The following is a 17,689-nucleotide window of genomic DNA, read 5'->3' as shown; positions in this document are numbered from 1 at the left end:
TGGTAATGATGGAAAGAAGAGTGCCAATTACAGTTGAAGAGGCTGTTCATAAAGTGATGGCATTTGCTAATTGTGGTGTAAAAGAACTAGTACCACTGGAATTAGCATACGGGCGTACATTAGCAGATGATTTAATAGCGGATCACGATGTTCCTTCCTTCGATCGCTCGCCATATGATGGATTTGCTATTAGGGCAGAAGATACTTCGCGAGCAAGTCGTGAGAATCCGATCGTATTTGAAGTCATCGGTGAAATTGGAGCAGGTTCCGTATTTCCTACAGAAGTAGGATCGTTTCAAGCAGTTCGAATTATGACAGGGGCACAAATTCCGAAAGGATGTAACGCGGTCGTCATGCTAGAACTGACTCGTCATCGTCAATATGACAATATCGGAAAAAGCTATATGGAAGTGAGACGCTCATTTAAAGAAGGGGACAATATATCCTTTCAAGGTGAAGACGCACGTAAAGGAACCGTTCTCGCAAAAAGGGGTTGCTACATTAATCCAGGTATTTCTGCTCTTCTTGCTACATTCGGTTATAGCGAAGTGCCAGTAGCGAAAAAGCCTGTTATTGGACTATTAGCGACTGGGAGTGAACTTCTCGATGTAAATGCAGAACTACAACCTGGGAAAATTCGAAATAGTAATACGTATATGATATCGTCTCAAATTCGAAGAGCAGGTGGAAGAGTAAAATACTTTGGGAAGTTTAGCGACCATTTTAATACGTGCTACGAAGCAATGAAAAAAGCGTTAAGTGAAGTGGATATGTTAATTACAACTGGTGGTGTTTTGGTAGGAGATTATGACTATTTGCCAGCAATATATGAAAAGTTAGGTGCATCAGTTCTTTTCAACAAAGTTGCTATGCGGCCGGGAAGTGTCACCACCGTAGCGCAATTAAAAGGAAAATTATTATTCGGATTATCAGGTAATCCTTCTGCTTGTTACGTAGGTTTTGAATTATTCGTAAAACCTAGCATTCGTACGTATATGTTTAGTGAAAAGCCGCATGTAAAGCGAGAAAAAGCAATACTCGGAGAAGATTTTCTAAAACCGAATCCATTTACAAGATTTGTACGAGCGAAGCTGAAGTATAACGGAGGACAACTAATCGCTTATCCATCAGGATTTGATAAATCTAGTTCCGTTTCTTCATTAGCAGAATCAAACATTTTTATCGTACTACTAGGCGGAACGAGAGGATATGAGAAAGGGATGTTTGTAGACGTTCTCTTACTAGAAGATAACGAAGGTAGTGAATGGCCTTGGACATTACGTAAAGTGGGGAGAGGTTTTGATGGGACAAGCACGATTTGAAATTGTAGATACTCCGATTGTAGTGGAAGAAGTAACGGATAAAGTGGCAAGAAGAGAAGCAGGAGCAATTACAACTTTTATTGGAACGGTTAGAGAATTAACGAAAGGAAAGCGAACGTTACACCTTGAGTATGAAGCATATAAGCCGATGGCAGTAAAAAAGCTTACTGAAATTGGAGAAGAAATTAAGGAAAAGTGGCCAGATGCAAAAATAGCAATCACGCACCGTGTTGGACGATTAGAAATAATGGATGTCGCAGTTGTCATTGCAGTATCGTCACCGCACCGTAAAGTAGCTTATGAAGCGAATGAATACGCAATTGAACGTATAAAGAGAATCGTCCCAATTTGGAAAAAAGAATTCTGGGAAGATGGAACGGAGTGGATTGGAGATCAGCTCGAAAATACTCCATATCCAGAAGGAAAACCGAAGAAAGAAGAATAAGAAGATGATTACAATTTTACTGTTCGCAAATTTACGAGAAGAAGTCGGTTCAGAGAAATTAGCAATAATAGAAAAACGAGAGATGTATGTTCATCAATTAAAAAAATGGCTGAAAGATAACTATCAATTACAGACGCTAGATAAAGTAATGGTTGCGATTAATGAAGAATTTGTAACGGACGAAGATATTGTAAAAGCCGGAGATATCGTAGCGTTTATCCCGCCTGTAAGTGGAGGTTAATTCTTTCTATTAGAATATCAATTTTTTTTATATGTTAAGGAGGATCATTATGAGTGAATTTTCGCATTGGAATGAAGAAGGAAGAGCTAAAATGGTTGATATCTCTCAAAAAGATATTTCAACACGCACAGCTATTGCGCAAAGTACAATTTCATTATCGAATGAACTATTTGAAGCAATTCAAAGTGGTGGGTTGAAAAAAGGCGACCCGCTTCAAGTGGCACAAGTGGCTGGCATAATCGGTGCTAAAAAAACATCGGATATTATCCCTATGTGTCACCCTATATTAATCCAAGGAACAGACTTTACGTTTCATTATGAAAAGACAACTGATGGCTATGAGTTAATCATAAGAGCGACAGTAAAATGTAGTGGGAAAACAGGAGTAGAAATGGAAGCATTAACGGCCGTATCGATTGCAGCTCTTACTTTTTACGATATGTGTAAAGCAGTTGATAAAACGATGGTCATGAAAGAAACGTATTTAGTTCAAAAAACGGGTGGGGAAAGCGGAGACTCTTTTCACAAGATAAAATAATTACAATGGAAGGAATATATATGATGATTACTCACGAACAGATTATGAACGCGTTAAGCCATGTAGAAGATCCAGAGTTACACAAAAGTATTGTGGAACTAAATGTGGTTAGAAATATAAAAATAGATGGTACCGAAGTTGGGCTAGAAGTAGTTTTAACAATTCAAGGTTGTCCGTTGAAAGCAAAAATTCAAAAAGATATTGAAGACTCCCTTCGAAACATTGGAGCGTCGAAAGTTTCCTTAACATTTGGTTCTATGACACCAGAAGAACGCGCGGCATTAACAGCGTCTTTAAAGAAAGAAGCTAGAACAGAAACAGGAATGCCTAGTATGCTTCGACCTGATTCAGGTGTGCGTTTTATTACTGTAACGAGTGGAAAAGGAGGAGTTGGTAAATCAACTGTGACGATTAACCTTGCTACTGCTTTAGCACGTATGGGTAAAAAGGTTGGAATTTTAGATGCAGATATATACGGGTTCAGTATCCCTGCTATGATGGAAACGAATGAAAAGCCAACAATGATTGATCAAACCGCGATTCCAGTCGTAAGTCACGGTGTTAAAATTATGTCGATGGGATTCTTCACAGAAGGAAATAATCCCGTTATGTGGCGCGGACCAATGTTAAACAAATGGATTCAAAACTTTCTTGCGAACACGCATTGGGGAGAATTAGACTATTTACTTCTTGATTTACCACCTGGAACAGGAGACGTTGCGATAGATGTCGCTGCAATGATCCCACAAGCGAAGGAAATAATCGTTACGACGCCTCATAATGTAGCTTCATTTGTCGCATCTAGAGTAGGAGTCATGGCAAAACATACGAAACACGATATTTTAGGTATCGTTGAAAACATGGCATATTACGAAGAACAAGATGGTTCAAGAAACTACCTCTTTGGAAAGGGCGGTGGTGAACTGTTAGCGGAACAACTGCAAACAGAAGTAATCGCCCAAATACCGTTTGCAAAAAGTGAAGAAAATAATGGCTCATGTGTATATGATGAAGATTCACTCGTTGGAGAGGTGTTTACTTCTTTAGCGGAGGATATTGTTTATTATGAAGACTAGTAGACAAAAGAGAGATACATAGCGTATATGTATCTCTCTTTTGTCTTTTATGAATGATTACATGAGTTATGAAGTGCTTACGGTTGTAGTAAATTAGAATTGTTTTGTGAAACTACATTAAGAACAATTAAATGCGAATTCTTTCACTCTTATACAAGGACTGCCAAATATGCTCTTTTATAAATTGATATAGTCATTGTTTTAAAGTTATTAAAAGGGTACGAAAACAAAAATGGAATTTTTACTACAGAGGGGGAAAGTAGGGACTGCCTGCTTCTATGCATGGATGGAGTTTCTACTTAAGCGACAAGGTAAAAATTATTATTTTATATATATAGATAAAAAGAACCTATCTATAAATAGAGAGGTTCTTTCATGAAACTAACTCAAATGGTTTATTGTAATAATTTAGAAACCATTTGAGGAGTTTGGTTTGCTTGAGAAAGCATGCTAATACCAGCTTCGTTCAAGATTTTGAACTTAGTCATTTCAGACATTTCTTTCGCCATGTCAGCGTCTTCGATTTGAGAAGCAGAAGATGCCATGTTAGAAGCTTGGTTATTTAAGCTTTCTACATTGAAGTCTAGACGGTTTAATGTAGCACCTAAATCAGCACGGCTACCTGCGATAGATGCGATCATGCCATCGATAGCTTTAATTGCATTGTTAGCGTTATTGATAGCAGCAGTATCACTATCACCTTCAGTATCAGCTGATGGAGCGGCAGCTGTTCCGTCAGTGCCTGCGTTTGTTGCTGAGATAGAAATTTGGTTAAGTTTCTTTCCATCACCTTCTAAATTAGAACTGGTAACATTTGCTAGTTTGATATCGATAGTGCCGTTAATAGCAGGTTTTGTAGTACCAGAATCGGTAGCACCAGAATCAGTAGTACCAGAATCAGTAGTACCAGAATCAGCAACAGGAGCTGCTGGTGTTTTTGCAGCAGTTTTGGCTTGCCCATCATCATAACTATGGATTTTAATAGATCCATTATCACCATTTAATAATGTTTTTCCGTTAAATTGAGTGTTTGTTGAAATGTAATCAATTTGATCTCTTAATGCAGAAAATTCTTTTTCTAGTGCACCACGGTTTTCGTTTGTGTTTGTACCGTTGGCAGATTGAACTGCTAGGTCACGCATACGAAGTAAGATGTTAGATACTGAGTTCATTGCTGAATCAGCTGTACGAATCATAGAGATACCATCTTGTGTATTACGAGATGCAACACCTAATCCGTTTTCTTTTGCACGCATACGAGTAGCGATTGCGAGTCCAGCTGCATCGTCAGCTGCACTGTTAATACGTTTACCGCTTGATAAACGGTTCATAGAAACGTTCATTTTGTCTTGATTTTGGCGCATGTATTCTTGCGTACGCATGCTATTAATGTTTGTATTGATTCTCATGTGAAGAACCCCCATTTTTTTATATTGATTTTTCTGCAAATTTAAAAATGGTAATATGCGAAAAAATCGATTTCGAATTTATTGTAAGTCTTGCTATATCAAGTGTCAACTGAAAATTTGAATTAATAAATATAAAAAATAACAATTTAACAATTTAGTTGTTTTTTATTACAAAGGATTATTGCAAACTTTTTTAAAAAACCCTAATATTAGATTATCTTTATTTACGGAAAAGGTGATATTATGGTAGTTGGAAATATTGTAAAAGAAGTTCTTGCGTATAAAAAAGGACTAATTCAGCAAAAGTTAAGTAGTCCGCAGGCGTTCGTTAGTAGTCGTTTTCAAGATCAATTGCAGAGTGAACCCACGAAGGAGACGAAGGTTACTCCGCAAGCGGCAAAAGTAGAGGATATGAGTCAGCCGGTACAATCTACGAAAATAGAAACGGTTGTTAATAAACCGATAGGGCCTATTAAAGTAGAGGAAACGAGTAAGCTTGAGGAGACGGAGAAAGCTGAAACGAAGAAAGTGGATGAAGTGCAAGTCGCACAAAAAGAGTTTGAGCGACGTTTACCAGAAACGAAAAATGAGTCTGCTGATACGTGGGGATTAACGGAGAAGTATAATATTCAAAAGATACGTTATTCAAATAAAGGTAAGTACGAGGATATTATTGATCGCGCCAGTCGTACATATGGAATTCCGAAAACGTTAATTCAAAAAATGATAGAAGTAGAGTCTAATTTTAATCCGAAAACGGTGTCACATGCAGGAGCGATGGGGCTGATGCAGCTTATGCCAGCAAATGTGAAAGAGATGGGTATAAAAAATCCATTTTCACCAGCTGAAAGTATTGAAGGTGGTGTGAAAGAGTTAAGCGGTTATTTAAAGAAAAATAACGGTGATCTCGTACTAGCACTTGCTTCTTATAATGCTGGTCCTGGTAATGTGAGAAAGTACGGAGGCGTACCACCATTTAAAGAAACGCAAGGATATATAAAGAAAATATTGAATATAGACGTTTCGAAATAAGAAATTTCATTTATATAAATAGAGAACATGAGATGGGAGTTGGCTAGATTTGAAACTACAAGATGATATTCCGTTAACGATTTATTTTGAAATCGGAAATACGAAAAAGAAAATTAAAGATCTGCTTCATATTACGAAAGGTACATTGTATCGTCTTGAAAATTCAAAGAAAAATACGGTGCTTATTATGCTTGAGAATGAAGAGATTGGAACCGGAAATATTTTGACGAAGAATGGAAAAATGTACGTTGAAATTGTTGAATTGAAAAGGTAGGGAAGGGGATTTTCATGAGTGGCGATAAATTAAGCCAAGAGCAAATTGATGCCCTGCTGAAGGCGGTAAATGAAGGCGAGGAAATGCCAGCTTTCGCACAAGAAGCAGGGAAACAAGATAAATTTCAAGAGTACGATTTTAATAGACCGGAGAAGTTCGGTGTTGAGCATTTACGTAGTTTGCAAGCGATTGCGTCGACTTTTGGAAAACAGACGTCACAGACGTTTTCAGCTCGTATGCGTATTCCGATTGAACTAGAGCCGTCGACTGTTGAACAAGTTCCGTTTACGAGTGAGTATGTGGAGAAAATGCCGAAAGATTACTATTTATATTGCGTTATTGATCTCGGCCTTCCAGAGCTTGGAGAAATTGTAATTGAAATTGATTTAGCGTTCGTTATTTATATTCATGAATGCTGGCTTGGCGGGGATAGTAAGCGTAATTTTACGATGCGCAGACCGTTAACTGCGTTTGAGTTTTTAACGCTTGATAATATATTTGCTCTTCTTTGTAAAAATTTACAACAATCATTTGAAAGCGTTGTTGCGATAAAGCCGAAATTTGTAACGACGGAGACAGATCCAAATGCGCTGAAGATTACGACAGCGAGCGATATTATTTCATTACTGAACGTAAATATGAAAACAGATTTTTGGAATACGACAGTTCGTATCGGGATTCCATTCTTATCTGTTGAAGAAATTATGGATAAGTTAACGTCTGAAAATATTGTCGAACATTCTTCGGATAAGCGTAAAAAGTATACATCTGAAGTAGAAGTGAAAGTAAATCAAGTGTATAAGTCTGTACACGTTGCGATTGGTGAGCAGAAGATGACAATGGGCGAGATTGAGCAAATTGAAGAAGGCGATATAATTCCGCTTCATACGAAAGTAACAGACCAACTACGTGGTTATGTAGATGGAAAACATAAATTTAATTGTTTTATAGGGAAAGATGGAACGCGTAAGGCGCTTCTATTTAAAAGTTTTATAGAGTAGGAGGATCCATATGAAACATGAAGTATCTCCTGTGTCATTAATGGGGTTGGAAGAATTTGCAAGAAAGCGAAATGAAGCGGGGAAGGCACATATTGATACCGTTTCAGATATTTCGATTGAACTTGGTGTAAAGCTTGGGAAATCATCTATTACGCTCGGTGATGTGAAGCAATTAAAAATTGGCGATGTTCTTGAAGTAGAGAAAAATTTAGGACATAAAGTAGATGTATATTTAAGCGATATGAAAGTCGGTATTGGTGAAGCGATAGTAATGGATGAGAAGTTCGGCATTATTATTTCTGAAATTGAAGCTGACAAGAAACATGCAGCGCTTATGAAGGCACAAAATCAAATGCAGGATAAAGAGTAGAGGAGGAGTCATATGTCGTATATGACGACCTTATTTCAAGTCGTTTTACTGTTTGGTGCGCTCGGCTATGGTGCATATTATATGACGAAAAAGACGCGTAAACAGCAGTTTTTTAAGCAAGGTGAAAATGGCCATATTCAAGTGAAAGACGGCGTGTATTTAAATCATCAAACGAGCGCCTTTTTGTTTGAAGTGGATGGGAGGCAAGTGTTCACTGTTATTAGTAATAACGGTGTGCAATCTGTGCAATTAACAGGGGCAGGAAATCAGTTTCAACAAGCACTAGAAGACGCGGTGAAGAGTGAAACGAAAAAAGTAGAGGATCCATCATGAGAATAAAGAAACAGTTATCGTTATTTGCCGTTATTTTCGTATTTTCTATTATTTTTTCATTTGTTTTTGTAAATCCAGCGTATGCAGCCCCGAACGGTTTTATTAATTTCGAAAATGGAAAAGAGTTTACGAGTAATTCAAGTGTACAACTATTCGCACTCGTTACCCTTCTATCATTATCTTCTTCTATCGTTCTTTTATTTACGCATTTTACTTATTTCATGATTGTTCTTGGGATTACTCGTCAAGGACTTGGGGTTATGAATTTACCACCAAACCAAGTGCTTGTTGGACTTGCATTATTTTTATCACTATTTACGATGCAGCCAGTACTTGGACAGTTAAAGAGTGATGTGTGGGACCCGATGACAAAAGAAAAAATAACAGTAAGTCAAGCTGCGGAGACGACAGCTCCAATTATGAAAGATTATATGTCGAAGCATACGTATAAGCATGATTTGAAAATGATGCTGAAAGTGCGCGGAGAAGAGTTGCCGAAAGACATGAAGGATCTTTCACTATTTACGCTTGTGCCATCCTTTACATTAACGCAAATTCAAAAAGGGTTACTTACAGGGATGTTCATTTATTTAGCGTTTGTCTTTATTGATTTAATTATTAGTACACTTTTAATGTACCTTGGGATGATGATGGTACCGCCGATGATTTTAAGTTTACCATTCAAAATACTTATTTTCGTATATTTAGGTGGATATACAAAAATCGTCGATATTATGTTTAAAACGGTCGCCTGAAGCGTTTGAGGCTATGTGATAGGAGTCATATAAATGAATACGTCACCAATTATAGATATTTTTCAAACCTTTTTTTATAAAGGGGTTATGATTTTAATGCCGGTTGCCGGTGTAAGTATGATTGTCGTTATTATTATCGCTGTCATTATGGCGATGATGCAAATTCAAGAGCAAACGCTGACGTTTTTACCGAAAATGGCGAGTATTGTACTCGTTATTATCATTTTAGGTCCGTGGATGTTTCAAGAGTTAACGACGCTTATTTTAGATTTATTTGATAAAATTCCATCGCTCTTGCGTTCGTATTAAGATAGGTGAACCGAAATGAATATGGAATTATGGGCGGCGACGTTTTTTGCGTTTTGCCGCATTACTTCATTTTTATATTTTTTACCGTTTTTTTCAGGTCGATCGATTCCAGCGATGGCAAAGGTTACATTTGGACTAGGTCTTTCGATTACAGTGGCAGATCAAATTGATGTCTCTCACATAAAGACAGTTTGGGATGTAGCTGCTTATGCAGGAACGCAAATTGTAATTGGATTATCACTTTCAAAAATTGTAGAAATGCTGTGGAACATTCCAAAAATGGCCGGGCATATTTTAGACTTTGATATCGGCTTATCACAGGCAAGTTTATTTGATGTGAATGCAGGATCACAGTCTACTTTACTATCAACAATTTTTGATATATTTTTTCTTCTTATTTTTATTTCACTTGGCGGCATTAATTATTTCGTTGCCACGATTTTAAAGTCGTTTCAATATACAGAGGCGATTTCAAAATTGCTGACGACTAGTTTTTTAGATAGTCTACTCGCAACGTTATTATTTGCGATTACATCAGCGGTTGAAATTGCTCTTCCGCTTATGGGAAGCTTATTCATTATTAATTTCGTCCTAATTTTAATCGCAAAAAATGCACCGCAATTAAACGTTTTTATGAATGCGTATGTGATTAAAATTACGTGTGGTATTTTATTTATTGCGATGAGTGTACCGATGCTCGGTTATGTGTTTAAAAATATGACAGATGTATTACTGGAAGAGTATACGACTCTATTTAACTTTTTCTTAACAAAGTAGGGGGACGCGTATGGCAAAGGATAATAAAACAGAAAAGGCCACCCCGCAGAAGCGTAAAAAATCGCGTGAAGAAGGGAATATTGCCCGGAGTAAAGATTTAAATAATTTATTTTCCATTCTCGTATTAGCAGTTGTCGTTTATTTCTTTGGGGATTGGCTCGGTTATGAGATTGCCAATTCCGTAGCGGTGCTGTTTGATCAAATCGGAAAAAATACAGATTCGACCGAGTATTTTTATTTAATGGGGATTTTGCTACTAAAAGTATCGGCTCCTATATTAATACTCGTATACGCTTTTCATTTATTCAATTATATGATTCAAGTCGGTTTCTTATTTTCTTCTAAAGTCATTAAGCCGAAAGCATCACGTATAAATCCGAAAAACTATTTTACGAGACTATTTAGTCGTAAAAGTTTAGTAGATATTTTGAAATCACTGTTTTATATGGGATTAATCGGTTACGTTGCGTACGTTCTTTTTAAAAAGAATTTAGAGAAGATCGTGAGTATGATTGGATTTAACTGGACTGCGTCACTTACTGAAATTATTAGGCAAATTAAATTTATCTTTTTAGCTATTTTAATTATTTTAATCGTTCTTTCCATTATTGATTTCATTTATCAAAAGTGGGAGTACGAACAAGATATTAAAATGAAAAAAGAAGAAGTAAAACGAGAGCATAAAGATAATGAAGGGGATCCACAAGTAAAGGGGAAACGAAAAAACTTTATGCAAGCCATCTTGCAAGGGACCATTGCAAAAAAGATGGATGGTGCAACGTTTATTGTAAATAATCCGACGCATATTTCAGTCGTACTTCGTTACAATAAACAAGTTGATGCGGCGCCAATTGTCGTTGCAAAAGGGGAAGATGAGCTCGCATTATACATACGAACGCTTGCCCGTGAACAAGAAATACCGATGGTGGAAAACCGTCCGCTCGCTCGTTCTTTATATTATCAAGTCGAGGAAGATGAGACGATTCCAGAAGATTTATACGTAGCTGTAATTGAAGTTATGCGCTATTTAATTCAAACGAATGAACTTGAAGTATAATAGCGCGTTTGGAGGAGATCTCTTTGTTTAAGATAGATTCTGCAAGAACCTATTTTTCTATCTTTTTAGCAGCGTCATTCGTAGTGGCGCTCTTAATTCCGCTTCCACCATTTATACTTGATATTATTATCGTTTTTCTACTAAGTATGTCAGTGCTTATTTATATGCGAGCGACAAGTATTAACGAGTGGGATGAATTAAAGTCATTTCCAACGATGTTGTTATTAATCGGGATTTTCCGCGTATCGATTAACGTATCGACGACGCGAGCGATTTTGACAGACGGAAATGCCGGTCATGTTATTGAAGAGTTCGGCCAGTTCGTAATTGGCGGGAACTTATTAATTGGTATCGTTATTTTTACAGTATTAATCATATTCCAGTTTATCGTTGCAAACGGTGCATCTCGTACAGCTGAAGTTGCAGCACGTTTTACACTTGATTCTTTACCAGGGAAACAAATGTCTATCGATGCTGATTTAAACCAGCGCATTATTACTGAGAAAGATGCACAAGCAAAACGAAAAAATTAAATATGGAAACAGAGTTTTACGGGGCGATGGATGGTGCCGGGAAGTTCATTAAAGGGGACGTTATTTTCGGTATCGTTATTTTATTCGTAAACATTATTTTCGGTTTAATTGTCGGCATGATGCAGCAAGGCATGAGTTTTGCTGAAGCAGCTATTCACTATACACAGTTAACTGTCGGTGACGGAATCGTAAACCAAATTGGATCGCTAATGCTTGCGATTTCAACTGGTATTATCGTAACACGTGTATTTGACGGTTCACCGGATACAGTAACAGAAGGTATCTTTAAAGAGTTATTAGCGCATGAAGTAGTTGTCTATGCGCTTGGTGGTTTATTTATCGCAATGGGTATTTTTACTCCACTACCGTTCCTACCATTCGCACTCGTTGGTGGAACAATTATCTTCTTAGGAATTCGTAATAAAAACCGAATAAAGAAAGAAAAAGAAGACGAGCTTCAAAAAGAAATAGAAATGATTCAAGGGGAAGATGAGCAACTCCAACAAGTGGAAGATTCATTCGGAGTATTTACAGATAAATATCCAATTATTGTAGAACTCGGCTTAGATTTAGCGGCACTTGTAAAGCAGAAAATTAACGGGGAAACAGCTCGTGATAAAGTTGTTCTGATGAGGAAGTCGATTATTACTGACCTTGGTATTAACGTGCCTGGAATTAACTTTAAAGATAATACGAGTTTTAGACCACGTGGACGTTACATTATTCGTATTAAAGGTGCGAAGGCAGCTGAAGGTGTTTTAAAATCAGGTTACTTATTAGCACTGAAAACACCGAATGTAATGGCCGATTTAGATGCAGAACCAGCGAAAGATCCGATTTTCGGTGAAGATGGATATTGGATTTTAGAGCATATGGTACAAGATGCACAAATGAAAGGCTATCAAGTATTAGAGCCACTTAGCATATTAATAACGCATTTAGATGTTGTCGTTCGACGTAATCTTCATGAGTTAATTCAGCGTCAACATGTAAAAGACTTAATTAACTCGCTTGAAAATGATAACGGGGTTTTATTAGAAGAGATTAAGAAGAAGGAAATTGACTTATCACTCGTTCAAAATGTTATTAAACAACTGCTAAAAGAAGGTATTTCTATTCGTGATTTACCAACCATTATCGAAGGTATTATTGATGGAAAAGAAATTTATCAAAACCATGTTGACGGTGTAACGTCATTCGTTCGTGAATGTATTTCAAAAGTTATTTGTGAAAATGCGAAAAATCCTGACGGTAAAATATATGCAGCGCTTTTCTCTGATTCAATAGAGTTAGATGCGGATGTTGTGAATAATTCATACCAAGGCTACTTATTAAACTGGGATTTAGATTTAGAAACACGTGTTGTTGAGCAAGTACAACGTGTCTTTAAACAAGCTCGTTTAATGGGAAGAGAACCAGTTTTATTAACGCGTAGAAAAGATTTCAGATTTGCGATTGTAAGACTTCTTGAGCGTTATCAAGTAGAAGCGCAAGTACTTTGTATTAGCGAATTAGCACCGGAAATTGTTGTAGATCAAATTGCTTATATTGAATAGTAGGGGGTGAAGTAATGGAAAGTACAGAAAAAAAAGAAGCGTTAATGCGAATAAAAGCAGCTTCGAAAAATGAATTGTATCGAAAGTTATTTGACCAATATGGTACAGATTATTACTACGTTGTCGATGAAAGTGTAAAACGAAATATCCCGTTTTTTTGGAAGAAGAATTATGAAATGCTAGTCGCTTTTCCTGAAGATAAAAAGGAAGAAAGTAAAGAAGGCATAGCCGAGTTTCATGACCAATTAATGAATGTTGTAAATGAACCTTCTGAAGAAATTGTGAAGGTAAATGGAATTCAATCGGTCTTGCACAATTTAGAAAACGTAACGACTTCTATGCCGTACGCAGCGATGCAAACAGGAAATAGTGAAGAATGGGCAAGAAAGAAAGAGAAACTATTAAAGCTGTGTGAAAAAGGAATCGTCGTTGTGAAACATACGGAAGCGACGAAAGTAACGAAAAAACAGCCTGCTGTGAAACGAGCTATTCCTGTAAAGAAAGAAGAAGTATTTGTAAAAAAAGAAAAGCAAGAATCTGTACCGTTTATTATTCAAAAATTAATTCGGATGCTAGAACAAAACGATGTGGAACAATATTTCATTCATGCATATGCTGAAAAATTAAAAGTGAAGTTTGAAAATGCAACGATGATTACAGAAGAAGAAGTCATCGGATACATATTGGAAGATATGAGATCTCATTTCAATACGGAAAACGTATTTGAAAAAGAAGTACAAACCATTGCGTTAATCGGTCCAACTGGTGTTGGGAAAACGACGACACTTGCGAAAATGGCATGGCAATTTCACGGTAAGAAAAAAACGGTTGGTTTTATTACGACAGACCATTCGCGCATTGGGACAGTACAGCAACTGCAAGATTACGTAAAGACAATTGGATCAGAAGTAATCGCTGTGCGTGATGAAGCTGCAATGACAAGAGCACTTACGTATTTTAAAGAAGAAGCACGCGTCGATTATATTTTAATAGATACAGCCGGGAAAAATTATCGTACGTCAGATACAGTGGAAGAAATGATTGAAACGATGGGACAAGTAGAACCAGATTATATTTGTTTAACGTTATCAGCTTCTATGAAGAGTAAAGATATGATTGAAATCATTACGAACTTTAAAGATATTCATATAGATGGTATCGTGTTTACGAAATTTGATGAAACAGCGAGTAGTGGTGAATTGTTGAAAATTCCAGCGGTATCATCGGCTCCCATTGTATTAATGACAGATGGACAGGACGTGAAGCAACATATACATATCGCTACAGCTGAACATTTAGCAAAACAAATGTTGCAAACATCATAGAAAAGAGGTGAAGAATAAGGCGTCTGCCTTATTCAAACGAGTATGAACGGTCTTTATATAGGTTCTATGGGTATGATGAATTACATGCAGCGCATTAATGTTCATTCGAATAACGTTGCAAATGCTCAAACGACAGGATTTAAAGCAGAAAATATGACTTCTAAAGTATTTGATGTACAAGACACATATCGCCGCGGAGATGGGGCTGTGACAAATATCGGTTCGGTCGATTACGCTGTAGTACCAGCCGCAACGCATGTGAACTTAGTACAAGGAAATATACAAATGACAAATAGTGCTACAGATTTCTTTTTAGATGACGGTACGGCCGGAACATCATCATTTTTCGTTACATCTAAAAATGATGAAACGTTTTTAACGAGAGATGGTAGTTTTACATTAAATAGTGATCGTTACCTGCAAACATCATCTGGTGCCTATGTTATGGATGTAAATAATGAACGTATTCGTATTCCTGAAAATGTTGATTTCTTCGTATCTAATAATGGAGAAATCTATAAAGAAGTTAACGATGGAACTTTGCAAAAACCAGATATTAAGAGAATAGTAATTGCACAGTTGCAAACAAAAACAGTAGATGCAGAAGCGAATGCACGTCTCGTACAAAGAGAGAACAAAAGCTTTACACTAGCAGAAGGAAACATTGCTGATTTACCGAACGGAACAGGGGCAGTAAAAAATCATATGCTAGAAAATTCAAATGTAGATATGACGAAAGAGATGGCAAATCTTATGACGAGTCAAAAGATGATTCAAGCATCGCAGCGTGTTATGACTTCGTTTGATAAAATTTATGAAAAAGAAGCAAATGAAATATTGAAATAGGAGACTTCCGTTAACGGAAGTCCTTTTTTATTATTGCTTTTATTACAGTTACATCATAAAATGATAATGATTATCAATATCATTTTATCTATTTTCACAAGAATGGAATTTCATAATGACAGCAACATTTGCTTAACTAAGTGAATTAAAAACAAGGGGATGGTGTGTATATGTCTACAAAAAAACAACTTTGCATTGGATTATGTTTAATTTCTAGAAAGAAAGAGCAAGAGAGTGAGTTTAATTCGGGAATTGATGAACAAGTAGAGTTAGCGAAACAAGCAGAAAAATCGAAGTTAGATTTTGTTTTTAAAGCCGACTATTTAGTGGCGCATCCAGATTTAATTGCTCGTAATAAGGGGAATGTAATTTTAGATCCAGCATTATTATTTACTGCTATTGCGTATGCAACAGAAAAAATTGGAGTTGTTACGACAGCTTCAACATCATTTTATCCACCATACATACTAGCGAGGCAACTACAATCTTTAAATTGGATTAGCAATGGCCGAGTAGGATGGAACATTGTCACATCAATTGACGGTGCTGAAAACTTTGGTGAGGCAGGGATGCCACCATCTGAGGAACGATACGCGAAAGCGGCAGAATGTACAGAGTTAGTAAGAAAACTTTGGAGGAGTCATCCTTATGAGGTTTTGAAAGAAGATAACGCAGATGTAATTAGAGAGATGGTAAAGCCTATTGAGCATCGTGGTGAGCATTTTGAGGTGAAAGGTCCACTTAATGTCCCACAGCACATTTCTGGAGAAATGCCGTTATTTCAAGCGGGTGCCTCAGAGCCTGGTCGGAATTTCGCTGCTTCTGTTGCGGATGCAATTTTCGCCGCAATGCCAGATGTAGGGTCAGGAATTGAACTTCGTCAAGATTTGAGAAGAAGAGCAGAGCAACATGGCCGAACGAAAGATGATATACGTGTATTGCCTGGTTTATATTTCTTTATTGGCGATACATATGAAGAAGCGTTAGAAATGCACAGGCAAGCTCATCAACATCTCACAAAAGAGAAGAGATACGCTTTACTTGAAATGGTTCTCGGACTAGACGTTAGAGGGATTCCGTTAGAAAGTAAGGTAACTGAAGATATGCTGCCAAGCAGGGAGAAAACTGTACGTAGTAAAACACATGCCGAATTATTACGGAATTTCATCATTAAAAATGAACCAACTGTTGATCAAATACTAGAACGACCAGAAGTTGTTGGTTCTGCTCATTGGGTTGCGATTGGTACACCACAAGACGTATTCCAGCAAATTATGGAAAGATTTGAAGCAAGAGCACTAGATGGATTTATTGCAATTCCAGGTGGGCCTCAGAAATCATTGGATCTATTCTTTAGTGAGGTTATTCCGTTATTTGTGAAAGCGGGTGTATTTAGGGAAGAGTATACAGGTTCAACTTTGCGTGAACATTTAGAGGGGACTTTATCAAATACTTTGCTGTTAAAATAAGTAGAATAGTATGCAGAAAAAGACTTTCATAAGAAGGCTTTTTCTTTTGTGTTGAAATTTCAGAATTATCAATTGACTTTAGAGGTCTTCTTTTTTATATTAGTAGGTATAATAATAACTACTAATATAAAATGAATGCATCGTTTTAAAATGAGAGCTATTTAGATTGTGAGGGGTTACCGATGGATGAAATAATAAAAGAGTTACAAAAGCTAGGTTTTTCCCAATATGAATGCAAAGCGTACATTGGATTATTAAAACATTATCCAGTAACAGGTTATGAAGTTAGTAAACAAACAGGTGTACCCCGTTCAATGATTTATGAAGTACTTGGCAAGTTGATGGATAAAGGTGCAGTACATTTAGTTCCTTCTGAACCAGTGAAATATGTACCAGTACCAGCTACCGAATTAATGGATCGAATGCGAAAAGACTTTGAAAAATCATTTGAATTTTTAGACCAAAAATTAAATTGTTTAGAGCAGGAGCGACAAATTGATGTAATTTCGCATATTCGCTCAAATGATCGTGTTTTGAAAGAAATATGCAATATAATTAGTAGAGCAAAGGAAGAGTTATGGATTTCTGTATGGGAAGATCAAGTGCATGAGATTGAACCGTTTATTCATACAAAGGAAGCGGAAGGAGTACATATATTTTCAATCTTATTTGGTGCCCCAGAAACAAAAATAGGAGCGACATTTCATCATAATTATATGACGCCTCACGTTGTTGAAAAGAGAATGGGTGGTCAGTTAACTGTTATCGCACGTGATGGGGAAGAAGTGTTAATTGCTAACTTCTCAAATGATAGCACTTCATGGGCCGTTACAACGTACGACCCAGCTTTAGTTCTCGTTGCTACGGAGTATGTGCGGCATGACATTATGGTGGAAGAGATTACGAAGGAATTTGGAGCTGATAAGTTAGATACGTTATGGCGAGAAAATATAGATTTAGTTCACGTCGTAACAGGAAAACGTAGTATGGAAGAAATGGAGGGAGAGAAAGGTGAATAAAG

General features: G+C 36.9%; 19 protein-coding genes and 1 pseudogene. 19 read left to right on the top strand and 1 reads right to left on the bottom strand.

The window, feature by feature from the left end; genetic code table 11:
* The first annotated feature begins 8 nt into the window (after positions 1-8).
* From CDB3_RS15960 to CDB3_RS15940, 5 genes are read left to right on the top strand one after another with little or no spacing between them, the layout of a single operon-like run.
* Entirely contained in the window at positions 9-1,322 is a 1,314-nt protein-coding gene (locus CDB3_RS15960; protein ID WP_128855267.1) for a molybdopterin molybdotransferase MoeA, read from the top strand.
* Entirely contained in the window at positions 1,303-1,767 is a 465-nt protein-coding gene (locus tag CDB3_RS15955; RefSeq protein ID WP_128855193.1) for a molybdenum cofactor biosynthesis protein MoaE, read from the top strand. The genes CDB3_RS15960 and CDB3_RS15955 overlap by 20 nt, the downstream gene beginning before the upstream one ends.
* A gap of 4 nt (positions 1,768-1,771) precedes the next feature.
* Complete coding sequence (gene moaD / locus CDB3_RS15950) at positions 1,772-2,008, top strand: molybdopterin converting factor subunit 1 (RefSeq protein ID WP_128855192.1); 237 nt, start codon at positions 1,772-1,774, stop codon at positions 2,006-2,008.
* Between the two features lie 49 nt (positions 2,009-2,057).
* On the top strand, positions 2,058-2,546 hold the full coding sequence (gene moaC / locus CDB3_RS15945; protein ID WP_128855191.1) for a cyclic pyranopterin monophosphate synthase MoaC: 489 nt from the start codon (positions 2,058-2,060) through the stop codon (positions 2,544-2,546).
* Positions 2,547-2,566: 20 nt separating this feature from the next.
* On the top strand, positions 2,567-3,622 hold the full coding sequence (locus CDB3_RS15940; protein WP_128855190.1) for a P-loop NTPase: 1,056 nt from the start codon (positions 2,567-2,569) through the stop codon (positions 3,620-3,622).
* 395 nt (positions 3,623-4,017) lie between these two features.
* Here the strand turns inward: CDB3_RS15940 and CDB3_RS15935 are convergent, their stop codons facing one another.
* Positions 4,018-5,031: a flagellin N-terminal helical domain-containing protein gene (locus CDB3_RS15935; protein WP_128855189.1), complete on the bottom strand. Its 1,014-nt coding sequence runs from the start codon at positions 5,029-5,031 to the stop codon at positions 4,018-4,020.
* A 243-nt stretch (positions 5,032-5,274) separates the two neighbouring features.
* Between CDB3_RS15935 and CDB3_RS15930 the strand changes: the two genes are divergently transcribed.
* The 14 genes and pseudogenes from CDB3_RS15930 (at position 5,275) to CDB3_RS15865 (ending at position 17,687) form a co-directional block, all read left to right on the top strand.
* The gene (locus tag CDB3_RS15930) at positions 5,275-6,063 is read left to right on the top strand and encodes a lytic transglycosylase domain-containing protein (protein WP_128855188.1); all 789 of its coding nucleotides are present in this window, start codon (positions 5,275-5,277) and stop codon (positions 6,061-6,063) included.
* A gap of 49 nt (positions 6,064-6,112) precedes the next feature.
* The gene (locus CDB3_RS15925; RefSeq protein WP_128855187.1) at positions 6,113-6,337 is read left to right on the top strand and encodes a flagellar motor switch protein FliN; all 225 of its coding nucleotides are present in this window, start codon (positions 6,113-6,115) and stop codon (positions 6,335-6,337) included.
* A gap of 14 nt (positions 6,338-6,351) precedes the next feature.
* A complete protein-coding gene (gene fliM, locus CDB3_RS15920) occupies positions 6,352-7,338 on the top strand; it encodes a flagellar motor switch protein FliM (protein ID WP_097831620.1) in 987 nt (328 codons plus the stop codon).
* A 10-nt stretch (positions 7,339-7,348) separates the two neighbouring features.
* The gene (fliN, locus tag CDB3_RS15915) at positions 7,349-7,708 is read left to right on the top strand and encodes a flagellar motor switch protein FliN (protein ID WP_128855186.1); all 360 of its coding nucleotides are present in this window, start codon (positions 7,349-7,351) and stop codon (positions 7,706-7,708) included.
* Positions 7,709-7,720: 12 nt separating this feature from the next.
* Entirely contained in the window at positions 7,721-8,041 is a 321-nt protein-coding gene (locus tag CDB3_RS15910) for a flagellar motor switch protein FliN (RefSeq protein ID WP_128855185.1), read from the top strand.
* Complete coding sequence (locus CDB3_RS15905) at positions 8,038-8,796, top strand: flagellar type III secretion system pore protein FliP (protein ID WP_128855184.1); 759 nt, start codon at positions 8,038-8,040, stop codon at positions 8,794-8,796. Before CDB3_RS15910 ends, CDB3_RS15905 begins: the two co-directional genes overlap by 4 nt.
* A 33-nt stretch (positions 8,797-8,829) precedes the next feature.
* On the top strand, positions 8,830-9,105 hold the full coding sequence (locus CDB3_RS15900) for a flagellar biosynthetic protein FliQ (protein ID WP_001098085.1): 276 nt from the start codon (positions 8,830-8,832) through the stop codon (positions 9,103-9,105).
* A gap of 15 nt (positions 9,106-9,120) precedes the next feature.
* On the top strand, positions 9,121-9,882 hold the full coding sequence (locus CDB3_RS15895; protein WP_128855183.1) for a flagellar biosynthetic protein FliR: 762 nt from the start codon (positions 9,121-9,123) through the stop codon (positions 9,880-9,882).
* Between the two features lie 10 nt (positions 9,883-9,892).
* On the top strand, positions 9,893-10,939 hold the full coding sequence (gene flhB, locus CDB3_RS15890; RefSeq protein ID WP_128855182.1) for a flagellar type III secretion system protein FlhB: 1,047 nt from the start codon (positions 9,893-9,895) through the stop codon (positions 10,937-10,939).
* 23 nt (positions 10,940-10,962) lie between these two features.
* Positions 10,963-13,028, top strand: a pseudogene (gene flhA, locus CDB3_RS15885) (flagellar biosynthesis protein FlhA).
* Positions 13,029-13,042: 14 nt separating this feature from the next.
* Entirely contained in the window at positions 13,043-14,353 is a 1,311-nt protein-coding gene (gene flhF, locus CDB3_RS15880) for a flagellar biosynthesis GTPase FlhF (RefSeq protein ID WP_128855181.1), read from the top strand.
* Between the two features lie 42 nt (positions 14,354-14,395).
* A complete protein-coding gene (locus CDB3_RS15875) occupies positions 14,396-15,199 on the top strand; it encodes a flagellar basal-body rod protein FlgG (protein WP_128855180.1) in 804 nt (267 codons plus the stop codon).
* A gap of 170 nt (positions 15,200-15,369) precedes the next feature.
* Complete coding sequence (locus CDB3_RS15870; RefSeq protein WP_128855179.1) at positions 15,370-16,668, top strand: NtaA/DmoA family FMN-dependent monooxygenase; 1,299 nt, start codon at positions 15,370-15,372, stop codon at positions 16,666-16,668.
* Positions 16,669-16,850: 182 nt separating this feature from the next.
* The gene (locus CDB3_RS15865) at positions 16,851-17,687 is read left to right on the top strand and encodes a TrmB family transcriptional regulator (RefSeq protein ID WP_128855178.1); all 837 of its coding nucleotides are present in this window, start codon (positions 16,851-16,853) and stop codon (positions 17,685-17,687) included.
* Positions 17,688-17,689: the final 2 nt, after the last annotated feature.

This window comes from Bacillus sp. CDB3, assembly GCF_002081505.1.
GTDB classification, from domain to species: Bacteria; Bacillota; Bacilli; order Bacillales; family Bacillaceae_G; genus Bacillus_A; species Bacillus_A cereus_AT.
Note: the sequence above shows the minus strand (reverse complement) of the source record. Positions and strands in the feature narration are given on the sequence as shown.